A 23,061-nucleotide genomic window follows, 5' to 3' on the forward strand; every position below is an offset into this window, starting at 1 on the left:
TGGTGGCGTGCAGGCGTCGCGAAAGCCACTTTCGCGACGCCTGATGTCCCGAAAGTGGCTTTCGCGACACGGACGCGCCCCTGTCCTGGACAGAAGCGATGTCCTGAAGGCCACCCTTGAGACATCCAACGTCCCAAAGGTGGCCTTCATGCGCAGCCGCTGTGACCGGAAGGGCTCACCAGGGTGAGTTCTCCTCGTCGTCCGGCGCTTCGTGACGCCGTTCGCGAGGGGCCTGCGGCGGAGGCGGAGCGTCGGACGCGGACGCCGGGGGAGCGGGCGGCGGAGACGGCGGCTCTTCCTCCTCGATCTCGGGGAAGCGGCTGCGCAGGGTGCCGATCATCAGCTCCCTGGTCTCCTGGTCCTCGTCGCCGAGCGATTCCTGCATGACCTCGGCGACCTGGCCCGCGATCCCGGCTTGCGCCTGGTGCATGGTCTGGAGGATCTGCCGCGACAGCTCCTCCAGCGGGTACGTCCTGGCCTTGTTCCCGAACTCGATGTCCGTCACGCCGCCGTCCGCTCCGACGGTGATCTTCACGGCGCCGTCGGAGCTGGACGCGGTCAGCCGGAGCTGCTCGGTCCGCTCCTGTGCGGCCGCGTAACGCTGGGCTTTTTCTTCCAGCCCCGCGGCCCATCGCTCCATTTTGCGCTGGACCTCGTCCGGGTCCAGCATGAGCTCGCCGAGCTCGTTCGCGCCGGTCACTTCTTTCCTCCGATGTCCAAGGCCGAGAAGTCCGCCTTGAACGGTTCCGCGTTGGTCTTGTCACCGTCTACATAGGACTTGGCCGCGGTGCGGACGTTGTCGGCCGTCGACTGTATCCCTTCCGCGGCGGCCTTGATCGTCTCCGCCGCGCGTTCGCCCGCCGGATTGACGATCGGCGGCAGGAACGCGCACAGCAGGCCGTACGCGTCCGCCGACATCGCCGAACCGGTCGCGGCGTGCGCGGTGTTCAGCCGGTCCACGAGCCCGTCGAGATGGCTCGCGTGCGCGGTCAGGTCGTCCGGATCGACCTCGAACGAAGCCGTCACTTCCAGTCCTTGTTCTTCCAGTCGCCGATCACCGGCGGCGCCACGACCTCGTCGGCGGCGAAGAAGGACGGGTCGTCGGATTCGACGTAGTCGGCGACCTTGTGCTCCTTGTCGTCCTGGCCCTGTCCCTTGCCGGCACCGGGAGCCATCCCGCCCATCGGGCCCATGCCGCCGGGGGTACCCGGTTTGCCGCCGGAGCCCGCCGCACGGGCCGCGGCCGCCTCGGCGTCCATCGCGCCCGCGCCGACGGCGCCGCCCATGCCGAGCGAGCCGGTCGCCCGTCCGGCGCCGCCGAGACCGCCGCCGCCGGCACCTCCCGCACCGGTACCGCCGCCGCCGAAACCACTGGTCCCGCCGGTGCCGCCACCGCCGGGGATGTTCGGCATGCCGAGCTTGGGCGCGTTGTACGGCGTGCCCTTGTACGGGTTGCCGTCGGGGAACGAGGGGCCGGTGAGCCGCTCGCCGATGCCACCACGCGGGATCGGCGGGATGTTCGGCATGACCGGCTTCGGCCCGCTGCTGTTGGGCCCGTTCGGGATGGGGATGTTCGGGGGTGTGAAGGGAAGACCGCCACCGGGCCGCGGGCCACTGCTCTCCGGGATCGGGATGTTCGGCGGGGTGAACGACGGCGGCGAAACGGACGGAGGCGTGTAGCCCGTGGTGCGCGTGCTGTCGTCGATCTTGGGCATGTTCGGCAGGTTGGGACCCGTCGACGCGGCGGGCTTGTAGGTCTCGCCGCCGGTCGGCCCGTTCGGGATGTTGATGTTGGGCATGGTCGGGCTGGAGCCGGGACCGCCGCCAGGACCACCACCGCCCGGGAAGCCACCGGGACCGCCACCAGGACCGCCGCTGGGGCTGCCACCGGGGCCGCCGCCCGGTCCGCCGTTCGGCGAGTTGAACGGCGACACACTGCCGGGTCCACCGGCCCCACCCTGCGGCGTCCCGTCCATCGAAGCGACGAGGCCGTCCGGACGCGTACGGTCCGAGACCGCGTTGAACGGGGTGCCGTCGGCGCCTTCGGGCGACATCCGGTCGCGAAGCGTGCCGGCGGGCGAACCCGCGCCACCGCCGGCGGGGCTGCCCTGCAGCTGCCTGGTCGCCGTCGCCAGCTTCGGCGGAGCGGGGAACGCCGGGGTGGCGATCGCCGAGCCGACCGTGGTGTCGAAGTCGGTCATCACCTTCGCGGCCTGGTCGCGCGCGTCCTGCTGCTGCTTGAAGGTGGAGAGGTCCTTCCCGAGCTGTGCCATGTACACGTACGGGTCGGTGATCTTCTGCAGGTTGGCGTTGGCCTCCTGCACGTTGAACGCCACCGGCGGGTTCGCCGCCATCTGCTTCTGCGTCTCGTTGAGCGTCTGCGAGTGGATCTGCTGCTGCCGTCCGGCCAGCGTCGCGCCGTTCGCGGTCGAGCCGAGCCATTTGCCGACACCGGCGAGGTGCTCGCGGGCCGCGTCGCCGCCCTCGCCCTCCCAGTTGGCCGTGCTCGCGCTGATCGCCTTCGCCAGGTTGCGCTGATGCGAGGCCAGGTCGTTGCCCGCCCGGACCCACTCCTCGGAGGTCTCGGCCACCGCGGCCGGATCCGCGTTGTCCGCGATCGCGGTCTGCATCTGTTCGTGGGTGGCGTTCGCCCAGATCGTGGACGGCGGCTCGCCGGGTTTGCGGATGTCCAGGTTCTTGTCGAGACCCTCGCGCGCCTTCTCCAGCTGTCCCTCGTACATCTTCTGCGTGAAGATGTCCTTGAAGCCGTTGAGCGCCTTGTCACCCCAGCCGAGGATGTTGAAGAGAAGGTCCGTACCGGCCGAGGCACCGGCCCGGATCTCGTCGCCGGAGGCGGCTTCGTCCGCCAGCGGTCCGACGTAGTAGTCGGACGACGAGTCGGCCGTGGGGTCGTAGTTCGGGTCGAGCTTGTCGTAATCGGGCGAGTTCGGGTCGGAGACCTTCGCCGTCTTCTCCTCGGATTCGGTCACAGGTCTCTCCTTCAGATCTCGGTGTCGATCCGCTTCAGGTCACGCTGGTTCTGCGTGTCGCGTTCCCGGTAGTTCCGCTGGGCGAGTTCGATCGCCTCGATGTAGGTGGGGAACTCGGCGCGAGCGGCCTGGAGCTGGGTGAGCAGACCTTGCGCGTCCGTCGCGGTGCCGTGCATGTGTTCGGACACCCAGCGGGCGGTCGCGGTGGAGCTCATCGGCGGCGACTTCTGCAGCTTGGTCAGCGCGCTCCAGCGCTCTTCGAGGCTGTCGATCACACCCTGGAGCGAACGGATCATCTCCTGGCCGGTGGTTTCGTCGACGGCGAAGCCGCCTTGCACCGCCATGCGCTTCAGCTGCGTGCCCGAGAGCGCGACCTTCGTGGGGGCCCACGCTTCCGTCGGCTGCAGTTCGTGTGCTTCCTCGGTCAACGGAGGCTCCTCTCGCCGGGTTCAGGAAGGTCAGTAGATGTCAGCGATGGCTTCGCGGATCGCGTTCGCCACGCCCGATTGACTGGCCGGGTCGTAGTGGCCGATCACGGCGCCGGAGGCTTCGTCGGTCTCGGTCCGGATCAGGTACCGGCCGTCTTCGGTGTCGAGCCAGCTCAACGGTGTCGACCGGAGCCGTTCGCCGCGGCGGCCGATCCCGCTCACGATGATGTACCCGCCGCCGAGCCGGGTCCCGGACAGCACCTTCTCCAAGACCTCGACGTCGCTCTCGTCGTTGCGCGGTGCCGCGGCTTCCGGCCGGGCGCGGACGACGCCGGTGAACTGGAGGTTGCCGAACGCGTCGGTCTCTTCCTCGTCGAACTCGGCTTCGGCCTGGCGGCGCGCGGCCATCGCGGAGACGGCGCGCTCCTCCTTCTGCACGAGCGTGCGGCGGCCGGTCGACGCGGGGCGCATCCGCGGCAGTACCCCGGAGAGGACCTCGACCAGCTCCTCGTCGTCGAAGAGCGCGAACTGCAGGAGGTCTTCGCCGTGGGCCTGCGTGATGCCGAGCGCCTGCCTGCCGTCGGTGAGCGCGAGGACGGCGATGTCCTGGCCGATGCCGTCGATACCGTTGATCGAAACGGTGATCCGGTGGTTCCCGAGCAGTGCGAACGCGGTGCGGACGGCCTTGTTCAGCTCGCCGTCGACCGACAGGCGGCGCTGTTCGAGATCGGTGTAGACCTTCCGGATGATCGCGGCGTACCGGTCCGGGTCGATCGAAGTGTTCTGCACGCGCAACGGAAACAGGCGGGCATCGACGCCAAGCGCCCGCCCGACCACTGTCGCCTCGACCGTCCCCAGCGCGAAATCGGCTCGCTCAGCCATGCTTCTGCGCTACTCCCTCACGGGGTCGGGCCCCGACTTTGTTAATGGCCAAAACAAACTAGCACAGCGCATGAACCTACGGAACCATACGTACACGGCCGAACACGATGGAATGGATCACCGTGCCCGATCGGGCACTTTTCTTGCCCCTAAAGGAATAACGGTCGTTCACCGCCACGTTACCGGTCGACGGCGGCGGGCGCGTAAGTCGTCATCCGGCGGGCCACGTCCGTCCTCGAACGGGCCCCGAGTTTCCGCAGGACCTTGGCGACGTGCTGTTCCACGGTGCGCGGGGAAAGGAACAATCCGTCCGCTATCTCCCGGTTCGTCCGGCCGTCGGAAAGCATGCGCGCGACCTCCAGTTCGCGGGGCGAAAGCTCCTGGCCGTAGCCACGCCGCCCACGCTGCGAGGGCGCCCACGCGCCGTGTTCCCGCAGCAGGTGGCGGCACCGGCCGGCGTCCCTGGTCGCGCCGAGCCGCTCGTAGGCTTCCGCGGCCGCCGCGAGCTCCTCGATCGCCTTGCGGTCGCCCGCGGTGAGGCGGCCCGCGTCGAGACGGCCCGCGGTCAGCCGGCACAGCGCCGCCCGCTCGCGGGCGCCGATGGCCTGATACGGCATCGGCAGGGCTTCGTATCCGGCCGCGGCCTCGTCGAAAACCGTTGCCGCGGCGGGATGTTTGCCGCGAGCGTCGAGCAGGATCGCCCGGCCGGCGAGCAGCGCGACCCGGGAGACCGGCGAATCCTTGCCGTCGACGCCGCGGGCGAACTCCTCGACCACGGCATCCGCCTCAGACCAGCGCCCGGCCCGGGTGTAGGCCTCGGCCGCGGCGGGGACCAGCGCCGCCGCCCACACCCAGACACCCTTGCGCCGGGCCGCCGCGACGGCGTTGTCGGCCGCCGCGCACGCGCCGTCGACGTCGTCCGTCGCGAGGAGCACCCGGATCAGGACGCCCGCCGCCGAAAGGACGACCGGGATGGGCCCGTGTTCCGGGGCGTGCACGCTCGCCGTGGCCAGATGTCGTTGCGCGGCGGCGAATTCCCCGCGCACGGCGGCCAGCCCGCCGAGGACGAGCGAGCACTCCATGACGATCGGGCCCAGATCGGGGTAGCCGTCGCGGAGCTGTTCGGTGGCCTCCGCGAGCCCGGACCAGTCGCCGCGCACCCAGTCGAGCCGGACCTTGGTGCCCTGCGCGAGGCCCGCGGCGTAGAGCGCGCCGGCGTCGGTCGCGCGGCGGATCCCTTCCGTGACCAGCTTTTCCGCCCTGGCCAGATGGCCTGCCCAGGACTGCGCGTCGGCGAGGTTGCACCACAGCCGCGCCAGCTGGACCCGTTCGGCGACTCCGCCGCCTTGGTCGGCCAGTCCGGTGAACTCGGTCCAGGCCGATCCGTCGCCGATATGCGCCTGGGTGGCGATCCGGTCGCCGAGCAGCGCGAGCCGCAGCTCCGGGTCTTCGATGCGGTCGAAGACCTCGCGGGCCCGGCCCATCCAGACCTCGTGCCAGGACAACGGGGTCAGCCCGTCGATCGGCTGGGCGAGCAGGTTGATCCCGCGCGCGGCCAGTTCCGGCTCGTCGGCCAGTTCGGTGATCGCCCGCTCCACCTCGACCCGGCCGCGGCCGAGCCGCCCGATCGTGCGGACCAGCAGCATCCCGAGGCTGAGCCGGATCGTCCCGCGCACGCTCGGGCGCAGGTCGGTGAGGTCTTCCAGGATCCGCTCCAGCGTCTCGATGACGTCCGGGCGGAACCCGCGCAGCGCGACCTGGCTGAGTTTCGTGGCCAGCCGGGCGATGTCGTCCTCGCCGAGCCCCGCCTCGGCCAGCACGGACTGGAGCAGGTCGATGGCGCGTGAGGTGTCACCGTGGGCGATGGCCTCGTCGGCGGCGGCTTCGGCGTAGTGGCGCCATTGCCCGGTCCGCCCCGCCGCGCGCGAATGGTTCGCCAGCAGCGTCAGCGGCGGGGCGGGCTGCTCGGCGAGCACCTTGATGGCGCGCGAATGCAGCAGAGTCCGCTCCGGACCGCTGATCGTGTCGTAGACGGCCTTGCGGGCCAAGGGATGCCGGAACCCGTAGCGGTCGCCGCCGAGTTCGCCGAGGACGCCGCCGTCCAAAGTGGACAACAGGGCGGTGCGGAGGGCGTCGCCGTCGAGGCAGGCGAGTTCGCCGATCACCGCCGGTTCGGAGGGGACGGCGAGCACCGCCGCCGCGCGGGCGAGCCGGACGGCGGGTCCGGGCAGCGCGTCGAGCCGTTCGGTGATGGCTTCGCGCAGGGAGATCGGGACTTCGAGGCTTTCCAGCAGCCGGTCGCCCAGCACTTCGCCGATCGGCAGCCGCCCCGCCGCGTCCCGCAGCGCCCGCAGGGTCTCCTCGACCACGAACGGGATCCCGGCGGTGCTTTCGTGGAGCTTCGCGGTGAACGGCGCGGAAACCCTCGGCAGGTCCAGCAGTTCCTCCGCGAGCTTTCCGACGGCGTCGAGGTCGAGCGGGCCCAGCGTCACGCGGGCGGTCTGGACGTTCGGCGGGGTGCGGAACGGGATGCCGGCACCGGGTCCGGAGGGGGAACCGGTCCGGTAGGCCGCGACGAGGGCCAGCTCGGCGGGCATCGCGGCGGCGAGGAACCGCAAGAGGTCACGGGTGCCTTCGTCGGCCCACTGGAGGTCGTCGATCAGGACGAGCGCGGGCCCGCAGGCGATCAGGAGTTCACGGACGGCGCGGAACTGGCGGTGGCGTTCGGCGCACGGGTCGGCGAGCGGTTCCGGTTGGGGCGGAAGGCTTTCCGCCAGTTCGGGCAGCAAGGGTCTCAGTACCCCGGCCACCGGGCTGAGCGGACCGAGCGGCCGGTCGCCCGCCGACCGCAGCGCTTCGAGCACCGGCCCGAACGGGAACGGTTCGCGCATCGGCTGGCAGGCACCCGAGAGCACCCGGGAGGACGCGAACTCGCGACGCCCGGCCAGCTCTTCGAGCAGCCTGCTGCGGCCCATCCCGGGTTCGCCTTCGATCAGCACGGCTGCGGGACGGCGCAGCAGGATCTTCACGATCGCCGAGACCTCGACGTCGCGGCCCACCAATGCCGTCGATCCGGCACGGACCGAAACCGAGGTCGGGCGAGGGGTGGCAAGCCACATCATGCGCTCCTCGGTGGGGAGTTCCCGCTGAGCCCGACACGATCTTGTGCGTTGTCCTGCGGAGCCTAAGCACTGCCTACCGGGTCGTAAACCACCCAACACGGACACCCCGGGCACCCATTGAGGCCGTTCGGGGACGCAGCGTCACCGGTTGGCTGACGGATCATCGGTTGGAAAATCACCAGGCACCCGAAACGTCGGCGACAAACCCGATTCGGCGATTCATCCCACGTTCAGGGGATGGCAATGACTACGCAAGGTATTCGCTCGAAACCCTACTTACGGACGTGTCCGTCCGGGTGCCCGCTCTACGTGGCCCGCCCGTGGAGCAGGGGATTCGGTTCCCGAAGAATGGGTATACCTATCCCGCGCCGACCCGGATTGCGAGCTTCGTCGGAGTCCAGAACCCTCACCCTTCAGGGGAGGGCTATCGCATGGCGAACCGGAGCCGTGCGTGATGACGAGGGAGAAGCATGAAGATCACGAAGCTCCTCGGTGTGGCCGCCACGGCAGCACTGGCCACCGGCACGCTCGTCACGGGCACCACCACCGCGGCGGCGTCCTCGGACAACCTGCTCAACGCCGAGATGGTTCCCGCCCTGCAACGGGACCTCGGCCTGACCGCCGATCAGGCACTCGCCCGGATCCAGAGCGAGACCGCCGCCGGCTCGCTCGAACAGGTACTCGCCTCGGCACTCGCCGGCAGCTTCGGCGGCGCGAGCTACAACGAGGCCACCGGCAAGCTCCGCGTCGGCGTCACGGACGCGGCGAAACTCGGCCAGGTCCTCGCCAGTGGCGCGGAAGCCGAACTGGTCCGCTTCTCGGCCACCCAGCTCGATTCCACTGTGGACAAACTGAACGCGAGTGAGCGCGCGGCGGACGGCGCGATCACCGGCTGGGGTGTGGACACCAAGACCAACCGGGTGACGGTGAACGTCCTGCCGGGCAAGAGCGGCGTCGTCGACTCGTATCTGGAGAAGGCCAAGGTGGACAAGACCGCCGTCGCAGTGGTCGAGACCACTTCGGTGCCGACCCTGAAATACGACGTCCGCGGCGGGGACGCCTACTACATCAACAGCTCTTCGCGGTGCTCGATCGGCTTCTCGGTCAACGGCGGCTTCCTCACCGCCGGACACTGCGGCCCGGGCACGGTGACCGGCTCCAACCGGGTCGCGATGGGCTCGTTCGCCCGCGTCAGCTTCCCGACCAACGACTACGGCCACGTCCGGGTCAACAGCAACTGGACGCCGCGCGGCATCATCAACAACGGCACCCGGGTGAGCGGCTCGACCGTGGCCGCCACCGGCGCTTCGGTCTGCAAGTCGGGTTCGACCACCGGCTGGACCTGCGGCACCGTCGGCGCCAAGAACCAGACCGTCCGCTACGCCGAAGGCACCGTCTACGGCATGACCGCCACCAACGTCCGCTCGCAGGCGGGCGACTCCGGCGGTTCGTTCATCGCGGGCAACCAGGCCCAGGGCATGCTGTCCGGCGGCAACAGCACGGTGACGTACTTCTTCCCGGTCCGGCCGGCGTTGTCCGCGACCGGGACCTCCCTGGTTCTCGGCTGACCTCAGCCCCCGGTCTCCGGGGACCGTGAACACAGGACGAAGGGCGGACCGAGTGCCTCCAGCGCACTCGGGCCGCCCTTCGTTTTCGTGCCGCGGGAAAGTCTTCAGACGTTGCTGATCTCCTCGATGAGCGCCTCGACGTCGAAGTGCTCGCTCTCGGAACCGAGCGGGACCAGCTCGTAAGTGGACTCGAGGAACGTCTCCACGTCCTCGCGCTCCAGCTCGAACGACGCATAGCCGTCGGGTGACTCGATTTCCAGCGTCAGCATCGCCTCGTCCTCCGAGAGGTCGGGGCGGACGCGGACGTCGCCGAGGCCGGCCGGGTCGGTGAGTCCGGTGACGAGCAGCTCACGCGCGAAGGTCCACTCGACCCACCGGCCGCGCTCGGTCCGGAACGCCACGGTGACCGCGAAGGGTTCGCCGGCGTGGAAGGACAGGCGGGAGAGAACGGGCGTGCTGCTGTTGTTCAGCAGAACGAACTGGCTCTGGTGAATTGCGTCAGTGTGCACGGCCACTCCTCAGGTGCTCGTGGTTCGCGCGGCGCGAACTTTTCGTCTCGGGGAGGAGATGGCCGGACACGGGCCGGATGACGCGAATGTCGCCACGTTCACGCTATCGGCTGCATCTGTCCATAGTGGTGTAACGCCCGGCACAGACCCCTTGCGTTCGGGCCGACACCCGTGGTGACGAGGTCAGGGAGTCCTCTTTGGACCCTCAGGGCTCCAGCGGCAGGGACAGCCCGGTCTTGACCCGGTCCATCGCCACCGACGTCGTGAAGTGCCGCACGTTCGGGTTGTCGAAGAACATCCGCCGCGTGAACGTCTCGAAATCCGCCATGTCACGGCAGGTCACCACGAGCACGAAGTCCGCGTTGCCGGTGACGTAGTAGCACTGCTGGACGTTGTCGTCCGCGAGCACCTGACGGCGGAACCCGTCGAGCACCGCCAGGTTCTCCCGTTCCATCTCGACCATGACCACGAACGTCATCGACAGCCCGAGCGCCTGCGGCGACAGCACCGCCACCTCGCGTTCGATCACCCCGGCCTCGCGCAGCCGCTTGATCCGCCGCTGCACGGCCGCCGCCGACAGGCCCACTTTCGCGCCGATGTGCTCGGCGATCGTGCGGGCGTCGGACTGCAGGCAGGAGAGGATCGCGACGTCCAGGCGGTCGAGGTCGGGTGTATGCACCAGGTCAGGCTAACCGGACGGCTCTCCCCGGCGCCTGTTCTTTGATCGCGCCCTCACGCGGCGTCGGTCACGCCGCCGGACCGCGGGGGCGAAGATGAGAATTCTTTGAATTGTGACCCGGAACACAACTGGCGGGTCTACTGAATGGTAGCGCTTACAAGTGAATGGCAGACCTCTCTTTTCCCCCGCGAAAGGATTTCTTGGTGCCCTCATCTCAGGCGGCCGTTCTCGCCGGTCTCGGCTCTTGGCTGCCTCCGCGCGTGGTGGGCAACGAGGAGATCGCCCAGCGGCTGGACACCTCCGATGAGTGGATCCGCTCGCGGACCGGTATCGCCGAGCGCCGGGTCGTCGACCCCGGGACGTCCACTGTGGATCTCGCCGTCGAGGCGGGGCGAAGGGCGCTTGCCTCGGCGGGGGAGGCCGAGGCGGACGCGATCGTGCTCGCGACGTCGACGGCCGACCAGCTGTGCCCGGCCAGCGCGCCGCAGGTCGCGACGAAACTCGGGCTGAACGGTGTCGCCGCCTTCGACGTCAACGCCGTGTGCAGCGGGTTCATCTACGGGCTCGCCACCGGCGCCGGGCTGATCGCCGCCGGCATCGCGCGGCGGGTGCTGGTGATCGGCGCCGACGTCTTCACCTCGCTCATCGACCCCGAAGACCGCGGCACGGTGCCGATCTTCGGCGACGGCGCGGGCGCCGTCCTGCTGCGCGCGGGCGACCCCGGCGAACTAGGCGCGCTCGGCCCGTTCGACCTGCACAGCGAAGGCGAACTCGCGGAACTGCTCTGGGTCGAGGCGGGCGGCGCGAAGAACCGCCGCTCGGACGACCCGCGTGACCACTATCTGGTGATGCAGGGCCAGACCGTCTTCCGGCACGCCTGCGCCCGGATGGTCCAGTCGGCGCGCGCGGTGCTGGATTCCGCGGGCTGGATGGTCGGGGACATCGACCGGTTCGTCGGGCACCAGGCCAACATCCGGATCCTGCAGACCTGCGCGAAACAGCTCGGCCTCGCGGCCGACGTGATGGTGTCCAACATCGAGAAGGTGGGCAACACGAGCGCCGCGTCGATCCCGATCGCGCTGGCCGACTCCGTCAAGGACGGGACGCTCCAGCCGGGGCACCGCGTCGTGATGGGGGCCTTCGGGGCCGGGTTGACCTGGGGTTCGACGTTGCTGCGCTGGCCGGACGTCATTCCGGGCTGAGCGCGCTCGCCGCCCAGGTGTGCGTCGGTTCCTGACGCCCGCGAAGCTCCAGCGCCGCGTACGGCTCCCAGTGCGAGCGCTCGCTCTCCAAGGCCGCTTTGAGCACGGCTTCGCTCGCCAGGATCCGGCCGTCGGCGGATTTCGCGTACTCGGTCAGGCGCGCGGCCTCGTTCACCGCGTCGCCGATGACGGTGTACTCGAACCGGCTGCTGGTGCCCAGCTGACCGGCGAAGACGCGGCCGCTCGCGACCCCGATGCCGAGGTCCAGCTCGCCGGTCTCCTGGACGGCGTCCCGGATCGCCCGCGCGGCCGAAAGCGCGGCCGTCGGCGCGTCCGCGAGCCGGGTCGGGGCGCCGAAGACGCAGAGCGCGGCGTCACCCTGGAACTTGTTGACCAGCCCGCCGCGCGCCCCGACCGCGTGCACCACGCTGGTGAAGAACCGGTTGAGCATCTTCACCAGGTCTTCGGGCGGGGTGCGGCTCGCCAAGGCCGTCGAATCGACGACGTCCACGAACAGCGCCGTCACCTCGCGTACGTCACCCGAAAGGGAGGCGCCGTACTCGAGCGCGTGCCGGGCGACCTCGTCCCCGACGTGCCTGCCGAAGAGGTCCCGCATCCGCTCCTGCTCGCGCAGCCCGGCGGCGAGGTCGTTCACCGAGGTCTGGAGCAGGCCGATCTCGCTGGAGTCGTCGACCTCGACCACGACCTCCTTGTTGCCGCGCGCGATCTCGTCGAGCGCTATCCGCAGGCGGTGCAACGGGGTCGCGACGGCCTTCGCGAGCAGGCCCGTCCCGATCGCGCCGACACCCAGCCCGATCACCGAAAGCATGATCAGGCTCGCGACGTGGTCGCCCTGGCCGAGATCGGGCGGCGTGGCCACCAGCAGCACGCCGAGGAACGGGACACCGCTCGCCAGCGACCAGGTGACGACCACCCTGGTCAGCACGGTGACCTTGAGCGTCCCCTTCGGCGGGGTCACCTTGAGCGCGATCGTCATCACCGGCCGGGCGACCCATTCCGCGGCGAGATAGGTGAGGCCGACCGTGGTCAGCCCGCCGAGCCCGATGACCAGCGCCATCCCGAGCGCGTCCATCCAGGACCCGAGCACCCGCGCGAGTGAACCGAGCACGATCGTGCCGATCAGCCAGAGTGTCCCGCTCACGATCCCCATGTCGACCGGGAGCCGGAGCGCCCGTTCGGCCTCGGCTTTCGTCGGCGGACGGCCGAAGACGAACCAGACCGCCGTGCGCCGCTGCAGCCACGCCGTCCACGCGGTGCCGACGATCAGCGACAGCGCGACGATCCCGGCCGCGGTGACCCCGAGGATCCAGCCCCGATCGCCGACCTCGCTCGGGAGGCCCTGCAGGAGCAGCAGCAACGCCACGACACCGGCGCCGCACACACTGGATCCGACGCCGAGCGCGGCGAAGCCCAGACTGGTCCTGAGCACCAGCCGGAACCGGCTCGACATCGTCTTCCCGCGCACCCGGTGATCGTATGACCTCCGGCGGAAAACGGTTCGCCAGTTCCCGGGCGCGGTGGTTACCGTGCGGGCATGGAACCGCTGGGCCAGGACGAGATCAGAGCGTCCTTCGTGAACTGCACCCGAGGCGAGGCCAAAGGGGTCACGCTGCCCGCCCGGCCCGAAGAGATCCCTTGGGAGAAAAGGGAATTCCTCGGTTGGCGTGATCCGAAGGCCGCCGCGCGGGCGTATCTCGTGCTGCCGTACCGCGGGGAAACCGTCGGGCTGTCCCTGCGCGCCGCGCCCCGGCCGAAGGGCCGTGTCCTGCTGAGCAACATGTGCGGCCTGTGCACGACGACACATCCGCTGTCCGACATCGCGCTGTTCTCCGGCCGCCGCGCCGGGAAACTCGGGCGCGAAGGCAACACGCTCGGCATCTACGCGTGCGCGAATCTGGCGTGCAGCCAGTACATCCGCGGCGAGCTGAAGCCGGACGTGCCGCAGCCGGCGGAAACGCTGTCGCTCGAAGAACGCGTCTTACGGCTGGAGGACAAGCTGCACCGGTTCGTCGAGCGGGTGCTGGAGTCACGCTGACGCGTCGGGTCGGGGGGCCTTCAAGTACATGAAGGCCCCCTTCCTGTACTTAGGCGCAAGGATGGGGTCCTTCATGTACTTGGCCGTTGGTCCTGACCCGAAACGCCTCCGCGCGCCGCTCAGAACCGGAACCGCAGGATCCGCCCCATCTTCTTGAACGCCGGGAACAGTCCCGCGAACCACAGCTGCGCCCGCATCGACCCGGAAAGCCGGTCCTTCACCTCAGGCGTCGCGTAGTCCGTCGAGTCGAGCTTCGACACCAGCGTCAGTCCGAGCCGTTCCAATTCGGAGATCTCGTCGATACCCCAGTACAGCGTGGCGTTGGCTTTGCGGACCACAGGATTCAGCTTCTGGAGCTTGATCCCCAGCCTGCTGAAGATGTCGAAGACCATTTCGCCGCCCTGCGGGAAATGCGCGATCAGCCGCCGCAGCAATTCCTCGCCTTCGGACGGCCGCAGGTACATCGTCAGCCCCTCCGCGATCACCAGACCGGGTTTGTCCGACGGGATCTCGTCGATCCAGCCGAAATCCGTCACCGACGAGCCGATGGTCCGGTACCCGTCCCGTTCGGGGTAGATCCGGGCGCGCAGGTCGACGACCTCGGGGTAGTCGACGTCGAACCACCGCACCGTGGGCGGCGGGTCGACGCGGTACACGCGGCTGTCCATCCCGCAGCCGAGCTGGACGACGGTCGCGTCCGGGTGTTCCCGGAGGAACGACGCGGTCCAGTCGTCCATCGGCTTGGCCCGCAGTGCGACGGTCAGCCCCATGTCGGCGTTCACGCCCAGCGAGGCGAAGTCGTAGTCGATCTGCTTGACGGCCTCGTCGGCGGCCTTGTCGCCGAGGACCGGCCGATCGCCGCGGGCGTCGAGCGCCCGGCCGTACAGCGTGGCGAGCATCGTCGCCTTCTCTTCGGTGAACCGGACCTTCTCCACCACAACACCCCTGTCAGAAGTTTCACAAACTTCTGAAAACAATACTCGTGCGAGGGTGGTCGCGCCATCAAGGAAGCGTTAATCCCCGGTCGTGTAGTCGTGGACGTAGGTCTTGGCGTCGAGCAGATGCCGCAAGGTGATCTCCCGCGCGGCCGCCGCGTCCGACCGGCGGATCGCTTCGAGGATCGCGCGATGTTCGTCGACGGCCTTCCGGATCTGCCCCGGAAGCCGCAACGCCGCCCGCCGCTCCTCGCCGACCAGCGAGAGGACCGAACGCAGCAGATCGGTGACGTCGTCGTTGCCGGCGTTGCCCGCGATCACCCGGTGGAATTCGGCGTCGGCCGCGATCACGCGCAGCATGTCGCCGTCGGCGGCGGCCTGGTCCATCTCGTCGACGGTGCTTTCCAGCCGGGCGAGCACCCGCGGCGTGTGCTCGAGCGCGAGCCGCTCGGCCAGCGTCGGCTCGACGGTGGTCCGCAGGTCGAACAGCTTCTCGACCAGCTGCTCGTGTTCGGAGAACCAACCGCGCAGCGGCTGTTCGCCGAGGTTTTCGCGGACGTAGGTGCCCGAACCCGGCCGCACCTGCACGTAACCGATGGAGTCCAGCACCCGCAACGCCTGCCGCAGCGAACCGCGGCTGATCCCGAGCTGCTCGCAGAGCGCCCGTTCGGCGGGCAGTCTCGACCCGGCGGGGAGCCTGCCCGAGTCGATCATCGTGCGCAGATGATCGACGGTCGCACTCCACACCTGTTCGCGCTCGTCGTCGGCCACGGCCCCATCCTCGCAGGCCCGGCGGGGCCGCCGGAATTGTCGGTGCGGGATGTCATCCTCTGACGATGACTGGGGTGGCAGGGCTGATCAAGGCATGGGTGCACGGCTGGGCGCTCTCCCGCGGCGTCGGGATCCCCGTCGCCGAACCGGACGGTTACCGGCTCGACGTCGGGCGTCCGGGGCATCGCGTGCGATACGTGCTGGCGGATACCGGATCGGTCGCGAGCCGGGCGCGTTCGCTGACCGAGCCCGGAACGTGGTTGAAGGTGAGTGGTCCACGTGAGGAAGTGGCGAAGACGGTGCCGCCGGAATGGGAGGTCGGCCCGCCGGAGTACCTGATGAGCGCGCCGATCGCGCTGCGTCCCGTCATGGCCGCGCCCGAGCCGTACCGGGCGGAACTGGTCGGCGACGGCGTCGTCACCGACGTCGTGGTGCGCGCGCCCGACGGTTCGCGCGCGGCCACCGGCCGGGTCGCGATAGCCGGCGGCACGGCGGTGATCGATCAGGTCGTGACGGAGCCCGAGCATCAGCGGCGAGGGCTGGGCCGGTTCGTCATGCGCAGGCTCGACGAGGTGGCGGTCGCCGCCGGGGCGGAGCGGGCGGTCCTGGTCGCGACGGAGGAGGGGCGCGCGTTGTACCTGACGCTCGGCTGGACGGTCGCCTCGGAGATCACCGCGGCCCATCTGCCGGAGGAGAACTGAGTGGTTCCCCGTCGAACGAGACATAACGGGCTCGTTGAATGTTCGACTAGACACATCCGCGGCGCGAAAGGAGGTAACGGTGCTTAGGGTGCGGACGTGAGTGCTTTATGACGTGGTGGCACGCGGTCGTGATCTTCATCGCGGGGCTCTGGGCGGGCACCATCAACACGGTCGTCGGTTCGGGCACGCTGGTGACGTTCCCGGTCCTGGTCGCGCTCGGCTACTCGCCGCTGACGGCGACGACGTCCAACGCGATCGGCCTCGCCCCCGGAACGGTCAGCGGGGCGATCGGCTACCGGGAGGAGCTCAAGGGCTACTGGCCCGAGGTCGTCAAACTCGCCGTGGCGTCGTTCTTCGGCGCGATCTGCGGGACGATCCTGCTGCTCTCGCTGCCGAAGGACGCTTTCGAGACCGTCGTGCCCGCGCTCGTCGGGCTCGCGGTGGTGCTCGTGATCGTCCAGCCGCGAGTGGCCGCCTGGGTCGCGAAGCGCCGCGAGGAGAACGGGAAGGTCCACAAGATCGGGCCGCTCCTGCTGTTCCTGATCTTCCTGATCGGTATCTACGGCGGATACTTCACGGCCGCGCAGGGCGTGATGATGGTGGCCGTCATGGGGATGCTGATGTCGGAGTCGCTGCAGCGGCTCAACGGCGTCAAGAACGCCCTTTCCGCCGTCGTGAACATCGTCGCGGGCACGATCTACGCCTTCATCGCGCCGGTCAGCTGGCCCGTGGTCGCGCTGCTCGCGGTCGGGTCGACGATCGGCGGCCAGCTCGGCGCGAAGATCGGCCGCAAGCTCTCGCCGAAGGTGCTGCGCGGCGTGATCGTCGTGGTCGGTGTCGCCGCGATGGTGCAGCTGCTCCTGAAATAGGCGACCCGCAGGCCGTGCTCCGCCGCGAACGCCATGAAAGGTCCTTTCCTTGCAAATTTCGCAAGGAAAGGACCTTTCATGGCACGCGAGACAGGAAACGGCCCGCACTCCGTCCACGAAGTGCGGGCCGCCGCGAAGCCCGGTCAGCGGGGGAAGTCCCCGGCCGCTTCGAGGAAGAGGTCGTTCTCCTCGGGCGTCCCGATGGTCACTCGCGCGCCTTCGCCCGCGAAGGGGCGCACGATCAGCTTCCGCTCCAGGGCGTGCTCCGCGAACTCGGTCGTCCGCTCGCCCAGCGGCAGCCAGACGAAGTTCGCCTGCGTCTCCGGCACCTCGTAACCCTTGGCCACCAACGCATCCCGGACGCGCGTGCGTTCCGAGACGATCTCCTTGCAGCGTTCCAGCAGTTCGTCGGCCGCGTCGAGGGACGCGATGGCCGCCGCCTGGGCGATCATGTTCACCGAGAACGCGACGTAGACCTGCTTCAGCGCGACGGTGATCGCTTCCGGCGCCACCGCGTAACCCACGCGAAGGCCGGCGAGGCCGTACGCCTTCGAGAACGTCCGAAGCACGGCGACGTTGTCCCTGCCGCGCGCGAGTTCGACGCCGTCCGGCACCTCGGCGTCGGTCACGAACTCCTTGTACGCCTCGTCGAGCACGACGAGCACACCCGAGGGAACGGCGTCGAGGAAGCGTTCCAGTTCCGCGCGCCGCAAGACCGTCCCGGTCGGGTTGTTGGGGTTGCACACGAAGACCAGCCGCGTCTTCGGCGTGATCGCCGCCAGCATCCCGTCCAGGTCCAGCCCGTGCCCGGCGGTGAGCGGCACCTTCACGCTCACGGCGTTCGCCACCTGCGTGACGATCGGGTACGCCTCGAACGAGCGCCACGGGAAGACGACCTCGTCACCCGGGCCGCACAGGGCCTGGATCATTTGCTGGCACAGGGAAACCGAACCGCAGCCGACGGCGATCCGGTCGACGGACTCGTTCAGCTCGCGGGCCAGGCGCTCGACGAGCGCGGAAGCCGTGATGTCCGGGTACCGGTTGATGCCCTGCGCCGTCTCGGCTATGGCCTGCGCCACACTCGGCAGCGGGCCACCGGGAACCTCGTTGCTCGCCAGCTTGATCGCGCCCTGGATCGTCCGGCCAGGGACGTACTTCGGCAACGATTCGAGATCCGCACGCGGCGAAACAGGTGACATCTTCGGCGCTCCTACGTCTGGGGGACGGCTCCGACACCGTATCCTCCCGCGCGAGGGCAAGCTCCGAATATTTACCTAAGAGTGGTCTGATGGAGGAATGACCCTGACGACCACCGTGGAACACCAGCACGCCGACGGCCACACGCTGCGCCTGACCTTCGCCGAACCGGACGGTGTCGTCCGCGGCGGACTTGTGGTGCTGCACGAGGAGGCCGAAGAGGTCGAAGAGGGTTTGGGCCTGCTCCTGGCCGGTCTCGCCGGCGAAGGCTGGCTCACCGTCACCCCGCATCTCGACCGGGACAACCTCACCCAGCAGGACCTGCTCGAAGCCACCGACGCGACGCTCTCCTGGCTCGCGGAGCGTGGTGTCCAAGCGGATCTCGTCGGTGTGGTCGGTTTCGACCTCGGAGGGACGGCCGCGCTGGTCGTGGCGTCGAACCGCAGGCTGGGCGCGGCGGTGAGCGTCGGCGGGCAGGGCGTCACCGGGCTGCCGGTCCTCGTCGAGATCGCCGGACGGCTCACCAGCCCGTGGCTGGGCATGTACGGCGACGCGGGCGACGCCGCCGGAGGTGCCGAGGTCGAGCAGCTGCGTGACGCGGCGGCGACGGCGAGTGTCGCGACGAACGTCGTCCACTACCCGGGCGCCAATCACCGCTTCGACGCCGACCCGGACGCGGCCGCGGAGGCCTGGCAGCGCACGTTGAATTGGTTCGACGCCCACCTCCGCTGACCCCATTCGCGCTAGCATTCCCCTCAAGATGTGACAGGGGAGGGTCGAATGGCACAGTCACCCAAAGTACCCGTGACGCCACAAGCCGCGTTCGGAGCTTCGGCTCCGGCGCTGGCTCCCGTGGCGGGTCAGATCCGGGACTCCAAGACCGATGCCAAGAAGGGGACCGTCAAAGTCTCCGAGGACGCCGCCAAGAAGCTCGTCGACGCCCTGCTCAAGGCGCGCCAGGAGCTCAACGCGCTGATCAAGGACTCGACGGAGTTCAACGCGCCGTTGAAGCTGGGCGACAACTTCATCGGTCGCACCATGAGCGATCGCTTCCAGGGCGCCGCGAACAAGGGGACCGAGGCGGCCGTGCCCGTGCTCAAGGACTTCGCGAAGGTCCTCAAAGACTTCCAGCTCACCGTGATGGCGGCGCGGAAGATGTACGTCGCCGCGGACGAAGAGGGGCAGGAGCAGCTCGAACGGGTCGCCCGCCGGTTCGACATGGAGGACATCGTCGGCCACGAGCGGAAGGACGAGCACTGATGCGCATCCTGCCCATGCCGTGGCCGCCGCGGGAGCCCGAACCGCGACCGGGCCCCGAACACCTCACCGCCGACATCGACTGGATGAGCTACTCGCATCGGGAGCTCTACGCGATGGTCCACAACGAGCTGGACCTCGCGAGCGCGGAAGCCGTAGCCGCGCAATGGACGAAGATCAGCGCCTTCCTCGACCGGGTCGGTTCCGAGCTCAGGGCGGCCCTCGTGGCCACCGCCGACGGCTGGACGGGAGAGGGCGCGGACAGGGCCCGTGACGCCGCGGTCAAGCTCGTCGACTGGGCGGGCGAGACGGGCTGGCGGGCGGAGAACGTCGCGAACTGCGTGCGCCGCCAGGCGGATATCGCCGAAACCGCGCGCCGCACGATGCCCGAGCCGCCGGGATACGCGCCGCGGCCCAAGCTGCCGGAGCCGCCGAAGCGCCGCCCGATCCCGGTCTCCGATTCGACGCAGGCTATGTCGGCGTCGACGCCGTCGGGATCCGGCTTCGCCGAAGCCGGGCGGATCGTCGCCGAACCCACCGACGAGAGCTCGCAGGATCTGCACCGTCAGGCCGCCGACGTGATGACGCGGATGCAGTTCAGCTCCGGCGAGGTCTACGAGAACGTTCCCAGCTTCACTTCGTACGGCAAGCAGCCGAAGATCCTTGAGACACCCGAAGAACCGGAGCCGAAACCCGATCCGAAGCCGGAACCGGTCCCGCCGCCGGACGATTCGACACACAGCAGTGGCGCCGACGACCTGGCCCCGGTCCCGGTGCGGGAGCCGGTCGATGCGCCGCGCGTGCCGGGCGCGGGCAGCGGCGCCTACGTGCCACCGCCGCCCGGCACCGCCGGAGGCACCCAAGAACAGCTCGGTCAGGGCGGCCGGTCCGGTGCCGGTGCGTTCGGGCCGCCGGGGCAGCCCGGTCAACCGGCCGGGACCCGCGCCGCGGCCGCGGGCATGGGCGGCTTCGGCGGTATGCCGATGGGGATGGCGCCCGCACAAGGGCGGCAGGACGAGGAAGCGCACAAGGCGCCGGACTACCTCGTCGAGGATTCGGACGTGTGGGGCCTCAGCGGGCATGTCACCCCACCGGTCATCGGCGAGGACCCGAGGAGCGGTCGCTGATGGACTGGATCCGGTTGCACGTCGGCGAGCTGTTCCTGCTCTGGTCGGCGCATGGACGCGACGAACTGCCCGCGGTACTGGAGGTGCCGCACGTCGGGCGGACACCCGAGTTCCGCGCGGAGCTGGTGGCCACGGCGAGTGCGACGCTGTCGGAACGCGGCCTGGGCACGGTGGACGCCCCCGCGCCCGAACTGGTGCGGCTGCTGCACACCGTCGCGAACAGCGAACTCACACTCGACCTGCGGCTCGACGCCGACCCGGCGTACCGGGCGGTCGGCTGCGTGTCCGAGCGCGGCGCGGTCGCGATCGGCGTTTCAGGCACCGACGTCGAGTTGTCGGCGCTGCGCGAACCGCTCGTCGCCGCGACCCTGCTGCAGGCGTTGCCGCCATGCGAGCAGGGGCGGGGTCTCTCGGTCAACCTGCGCGTCGACGACTACACGGCCGCGTGCGAGGCGGGGGAGCGCGGCGGGCAGCCGGCGTTCTCCGACGTCCTGCGCGACGCCGGGCTGCGGGAACCCGAGATCATCGTGCTGGTCCGGATCGCGACCCAGCGGATCGGCAGCGGGCGGCTCGGCGCGGTCAGGAAATCGTGGGAGGGCCGCTGGGTGCGCGGAGAGGGTACGTTGACCTGGGTGGACACCCCCGACGGCCGCTACGGGCTCCGGCGCGACCGAGGGTGGCTGACCGTCACCCCGCTCGACGCGTCACGGCTGAAGTCGATGGCGTACGAGCTGTTCACCGGGGCTCGCCAAGCAGGTTAACGAGGGTTAACATCGCGGGGTGACTCACACCGCCGACGCCCCGGAAGTGCTCTGGCGCCCCGAGCCGAGCCGCCTGCCCGACACCAAGATCGACGCGTTCCGCCAGTGGCTGCGCACCGAACGCGGCGTGGAGGTCGACGACTACAACGCGTTGTGGGAGTTCTCCGTACGGCAGGGGGCGGAGTTCTGGTCCGCCGTCGCGGAGTTCCTCGGCGTGCGCTGGCACGACCAGCCCGGTGAGGTGCTCACCGGCGAGATGCCGAACGCCCAGTGGTTCGCGGGCGGCACGCTGAACTACGCCGAGCACTCGCTCATGCCCGGCGTCGCGGGCGCCGCGAAGGCCGACGACGAGATCGCCGTGATCTTCCACCGCGAGGACGGCCTCGCGTCGCAGCTGACGTACGGCGCGTTGCGCTCCGCCGTCGCCTCCGCGCGGGAAGGACTGCGCAAGCTCGGAGTGTCCAAAGGGGACAGGGTCGTCGCGCTGGCGCCGAACTGCCCGCAGACGCTGATCGCCTTCCTCGCCACCGCGAGCCTCGGCGCCGTCTGGTCGTCGTGCTCGCCGGACTTCGGTGTCCGCGCGATCACCGACCGCTTCGCGCAGATCGAGCCGAAGGTGCTGATCGCGGTCAACGGATACGTCTACAATGGACGGTGGTTCGACAGCAGGCCGACGGTGAACTCGTTGCGCGACGAGATCTCCACGCTCGAAGCGACCGTGCTCATCGACTACGCGGGCGGCCGCCTCGACGGCACCCTCGACTGGGACAAGCTGCTCGCCGACAACAAGGGCGCGGAACTGGCCTTCGAGCCCGTCGACTTCGCCCACCCGCTGTGGGTCCTGTACTCCTCGGGGACCACCGGCCTGCCGAAGGGCATCGTCCACGGGCACGGCGGGATCACCCTCGAACATCTCAAAGCCCTTGCCCTGCAAAGCGATCTCGGCCCGGGCGATCGGTTCTTCTGGTTCACCACCACCGGCTGGATGATGTGGAACTTCCTCATCTCCGGCCTGCTGACCGGCACCACGATCGTGCTCTTCGACGGCAGCCCCGGCAGCCCGGACCTCAACGTGCTGTGGCATCTGGCCGAGCAGCACCGCGTCACCTATTTCGGCACGTCGGCGCCGTACATCCAGAGCTGTCTGAAGGCCGGGATCAAACCGGCCGAGCGGTTCGACCTGACGGCGTTGCGCGCCTTGGGATCCACCGGCGCGCCGCTGAGCGTCGAAGGCTTCCGGTGGATCGTCGACGAGGTGGGCAAACGCGTCCAGATCTGCTCGGTGTCCGGTGGCACGGATCTGTGCGCGGCGTTCGTCGCGTCGGCCCCGGACGTCCCCGTCTGGCTGGGCGAGCTTTCGGTCCGCGCGCTCGGCGCCGCCGTCGCCGCTTTCGACGAGGACGGGAAGCCGGTGGTGGAGACGGTCGGCGAACTGGTGATCACCGAGCCGATGCCGTCGATGCCGGTGTACTTCTGGAACGACCCGGACGGCTCGCGGCTGCGCGAGGCGTATTTCGAGATGTACCCGGGGATCTGGCGGCACGGCGACTGGATCCGGATCACCGGCCGCGGCTCCGCCGTCATCTACGGGCGCAGCGATTCGACGCTCAATCGCGGCGGTGTGCGGATGGGCACGGCCGAGTTCTACCGGGTCGTCGAGTCGTTCGACCAGGTCGCGGACTCGCTGGTGATCGACACTTCGGCGGCGGGCAACGAGGACGGGCAGCTGCTGTGCTTCCTCGTGTTGGCCGAGGGCGCGTCGCTCGACGAGGTCGAACCCGCCTTGCGCAAGGAGCTGCGCGGAGCGCTCTCGCCGCGGCACGTGCCCGACCGGTTCGTCCAGGTGAGCGAGGTACCCCGCACGCTCAACGGCAAGAAATGCGAGGTCCCGGTCAAGAAGATCCTTTCGGGGGTTTCACCTGACCGCGCCGTCAGCAGGGATGCCCTGCTGAACCCCGACGCCCTTGTACCGTTCGTGGAGCTGGCAAGGAGCTGACGGGGGCGGGA

The 23,061-nt window shown here is 69.5% G+C and carries 22 protein-coding genes; 10 read left to right on the top strand and 12 right to left on the bottom strand.

Translation table 11 applies throughout. The features are described 5' to 3' along the window. Positions 1 to 175: 175 nt before the first annotated feature. The 6 genes from ACIBTM_RS14640 to ACIBTM_RS14665 form a co-directional block, all read right to left on the bottom strand. Positions 176 to 700, bottom strand: coding sequence for a YbaB/EbfC family nucleoid-associated protein (locus tag ACIBTM_RS14640; protein WP_395877006.1), 525 nt, complete (start codon positions 698 to 700; stop codon positions 176 to 178). Beyond that, positions 697 to 1,026: a type VII secretion target gene (locus ACIBTM_RS14645; RefSeq protein ID WP_395877007.1), complete on the bottom strand. Its 330-nt coding sequence runs from the start codon at positions 1,024 to 1,026 to the stop codon at positions 697 to 699. Before ACIBTM_RS14645 ends, ACIBTM_RS14640 begins: the two co-directional genes overlap by 4 nt. Next, the gene (locus ACIBTM_RS14650; RefSeq protein WP_395877008.1) at positions 1,023 to 2,990 is read right to left on the bottom strand and encodes a hypothetical protein; all 1,968 of its coding nucleotides are present in this window, start codon (positions 2,988 to 2,990) and stop codon (positions 1,023 to 1,025) included. Before ACIBTM_RS14650 ends, ACIBTM_RS14645 begins: the two co-directional genes overlap by 4 nt. Before the next feature lie 11 nt (positions 2,991 to 3,001). After that, the gene (locus ACIBTM_RS14655; protein WP_395877009.1) at positions 3,002 to 3,418 is read right to left on the bottom strand and encodes a hypothetical protein; all 417 of its coding nucleotides are present in this window, start codon (positions 3,416 to 3,418) and stop codon (positions 3,002 to 3,004) included. Between the two features lie 30 nt (positions 3,419 to 3,448). After that, positions 3,449 to 4,300, bottom strand: coding sequence for an ESX secretion-associated protein EspG (locus ACIBTM_RS14660; RefSeq protein WP_395877010.1), 852 nt, complete (start codon positions 4,298 to 4,300; stop codon positions 3,449 to 3,451). Positions 4,301 to 4,479: 179 nt separating this feature from the next. Next, complete coding sequence (locus ACIBTM_RS14665) at positions 4,480 to 7,419, bottom strand: ATP-binding protein (RefSeq protein WP_395877011.1); 2,940 nt, start codon at positions 7,417 to 7,419, stop codon at positions 4,480 to 4,482. A gap of 473 nt (positions 7,420 to 7,892) precedes the next feature. Here ACIBTM_RS14665 and ACIBTM_RS14670 point away from each other — a divergent pair, with 473 nt between their 5' ends. Further along, positions 7,893 to 8,990: a S1 family peptidase gene (locus tag ACIBTM_RS14670; protein ID WP_395877012.1), complete on the top strand. Its 1,098-nt coding sequence runs from the start codon at positions 7,893 to 7,895 to the stop codon at positions 8,988 to 8,990. Between the two features lie 104 nt (positions 8,991 to 9,094). On the opposite strand, the gene ACIBTM_RS14675 is transcribed toward ACIBTM_RS14670, so the two are convergent. After that, a complete protein-coding gene (locus ACIBTM_RS14675; protein WP_395877013.1) occupies positions 9,095 to 9,499 on the bottom strand; it encodes an SsgA family sporulation/cell division regulator in 405 nt (134 codons plus the stop codon). A 205-nt stretch (positions 9,500 to 9,704) separates the two neighbouring features. After that, positions 9,705 to 10,178 (bottom strand): Lrp/AsnC family transcriptional regulator, encoded by a 474-nt coding sequence (locus ACIBTM_RS14680; protein WP_395877014.1) that lies wholly within the window; start codon positions 10,176 to 10,178, stop codon positions 9,705 to 9,707. A gap of 164 nt (positions 10,179 to 10,342) precedes the next feature. Here ACIBTM_RS14680 and ACIBTM_RS14685 point away from each other — a divergent pair, with 164 nt between their 5' ends. After that, positions 10,343 to 11,380 (top strand): beta-ketoacyl-ACP synthase III, encoded by a 1,038-nt coding sequence (locus ACIBTM_RS14685; protein WP_395877015.1) that lies wholly within the window; start codon positions 10,343 to 10,345, stop codon positions 11,378 to 11,380. On the opposite strand, the gene ACIBTM_RS14690 is transcribed toward ACIBTM_RS14685, so the two are convergent. Continuing rightward, on the bottom strand, positions 11,367 to 12,851 hold the full coding sequence (locus tag ACIBTM_RS14690; RefSeq protein WP_395878062.1) for an adenylate/guanylate cyclase domain-containing protein: 1,485 nt from the start codon (positions 12,849 to 12,851) through the stop codon (positions 11,367 to 11,369). The two genes, ACIBTM_RS14685 and ACIBTM_RS14690, sit on opposite strands and share 14 nt — an antisense overlap. An 84-nt stretch (positions 12,852 to 12,935) precedes the next feature. Here ACIBTM_RS14690 and ACIBTM_RS14695 point away from each other — a divergent pair, with 84 nt between their 5' ends. After that, positions 12,936 to 13,436: an FBP domain-containing protein gene (locus tag ACIBTM_RS14695; RefSeq protein ID WP_395877016.1), complete on the top strand. Its 501-nt coding sequence runs from the start codon at positions 12,936 to 12,938 to the stop codon at positions 13,434 to 13,436. 119 nt (positions 13,437 to 13,555) lie between these two features. Here the strand turns inward: ACIBTM_RS14695 and ACIBTM_RS14700 are convergent, their stop codons facing one another. Both ACIBTM_RS14700 and ACIBTM_RS14705 read right to left on the bottom strand, forming a co-directional pair. Then, on the bottom strand, positions 13,556 to 14,371 hold the full coding sequence (locus ACIBTM_RS14700) for a class I SAM-dependent methyltransferase (protein ID WP_395877017.1): 816 nt from the start codon (positions 14,369 to 14,371) through the stop codon (positions 13,556 to 13,558). Between the two features lie 78 nt (positions 14,372 to 14,449). Then, positions 14,450 to 15,142 (bottom strand): FadR/GntR family transcriptional regulator, encoded by a 693-nt coding sequence (locus tag ACIBTM_RS14705; protein WP_395877018.1) that lies wholly within the window; start codon positions 15,140 to 15,142, stop codon positions 14,450 to 14,452. Between the two features lie 74 nt (positions 15,143 to 15,216). Here ACIBTM_RS14705 and ACIBTM_RS14710 point away from each other — a divergent pair, with 74 nt between their 5' ends. Next, positions 15,217 to 15,843, top strand: a complete 627-nt coding sequence (locus ACIBTM_RS14710) for a GNAT family N-acetyltransferase (RefSeq protein ID WP_395878064.1) — start codon at positions 15,217 to 15,219, stop codon at positions 15,841 to 15,843. Positions 15,844 to 15,950: 107 nt separating this feature from the next. Continuing rightward, positions 15,951 to 16,712 (top strand): sulfite exporter TauE/SafE family protein, encoded by a 762-nt coding sequence (locus tag ACIBTM_RS14715; RefSeq protein ID WP_395877019.1) that lies wholly within the window; start codon positions 15,951 to 15,953, stop codon positions 16,710 to 16,712. A 143-nt stretch (positions 16,713 to 16,855) separates the two neighbouring features. On the opposite strand, the gene hisC is transcribed toward ACIBTM_RS14715, so the two are convergent. Beyond that, positions 16,856 to 17,911 (bottom strand): histidinol-phosphate transaminase, encoded by a 1,056-nt coding sequence (hisC, locus tag ACIBTM_RS14720; RefSeq protein WP_395877020.1) that lies wholly within the window; start codon positions 17,909 to 17,911, stop codon positions 16,856 to 16,858. 97 nt (positions 17,912 to 18,008) lie between these two features. Here hisC and ACIBTM_RS14725 point away from each other — a divergent pair, with 97 nt between their 5' ends. The 5 genes from ACIBTM_RS14725 to ACIBTM_RS14745 all read left to right on the top strand — a co-directional run bounded on the left by ACIBTM_RS14725 (position 18,009) and on the right by ACIBTM_RS14745 (position 23,050). Further along, on the top strand, positions 18,009 to 18,641 hold the full coding sequence (locus ACIBTM_RS14725; protein ID WP_395877021.1) for a dienelactone hydrolase family protein: 633 nt from the start codon (positions 18,009 to 18,011) through the stop codon (positions 18,639 to 18,641). 48 nt (positions 18,642 to 18,689) lie between these two features. After that, entirely contained in the window at positions 18,690 to 19,169 is a 480-nt protein-coding gene (locus ACIBTM_RS14730) for a hypothetical protein (RefSeq protein ID WP_395877022.1), read from the top strand. 113 nt (positions 19,170 to 19,282) lie between these two features. Then, positions 19,283 to 20,293 (top strand): PPE domain-containing protein, encoded by a 1,011-nt coding sequence (locus ACIBTM_RS14735; protein WP_395878066.1) that lies wholly within the window; start codon positions 19,283 to 19,285, stop codon positions 20,291 to 20,293. Then, the gene (locus ACIBTM_RS14740) at positions 20,293 to 21,054 is read left to right on the top strand and encodes an ESX secretion-associated protein EspG (protein ID WP_395877023.1); all 762 of its coding nucleotides are present in this window, start codon (positions 20,293 to 20,295) and stop codon (positions 21,052 to 21,054) included. Before ACIBTM_RS14735 ends, ACIBTM_RS14740 begins: the two co-directional genes overlap by 1 nt. A gap of 19 nt (positions 21,055 to 21,073) precedes the next feature. Beyond that, on the top strand, positions 21,074 to 23,050 hold the full coding sequence (locus tag ACIBTM_RS14745; RefSeq protein WP_395877024.1) for an acetoacetate--CoA ligase: 1,977 nt from the start codon (positions 21,074 to 21,076) through the stop codon (positions 23,048 to 23,050). The last annotated feature ends 11 nt before the right edge of the window (positions 23,051 to 23,061 follow it).

This window comes from Amycolatopsis sp. NPDC049868 (assembly GCF_044461365.1).
In the GTDB taxonomy this organism is placed as follows: Bacteria; Actinomycetota; Actinomycetes; order Mycobacteriales; family Pseudonocardiaceae; genus Amycolatopsis.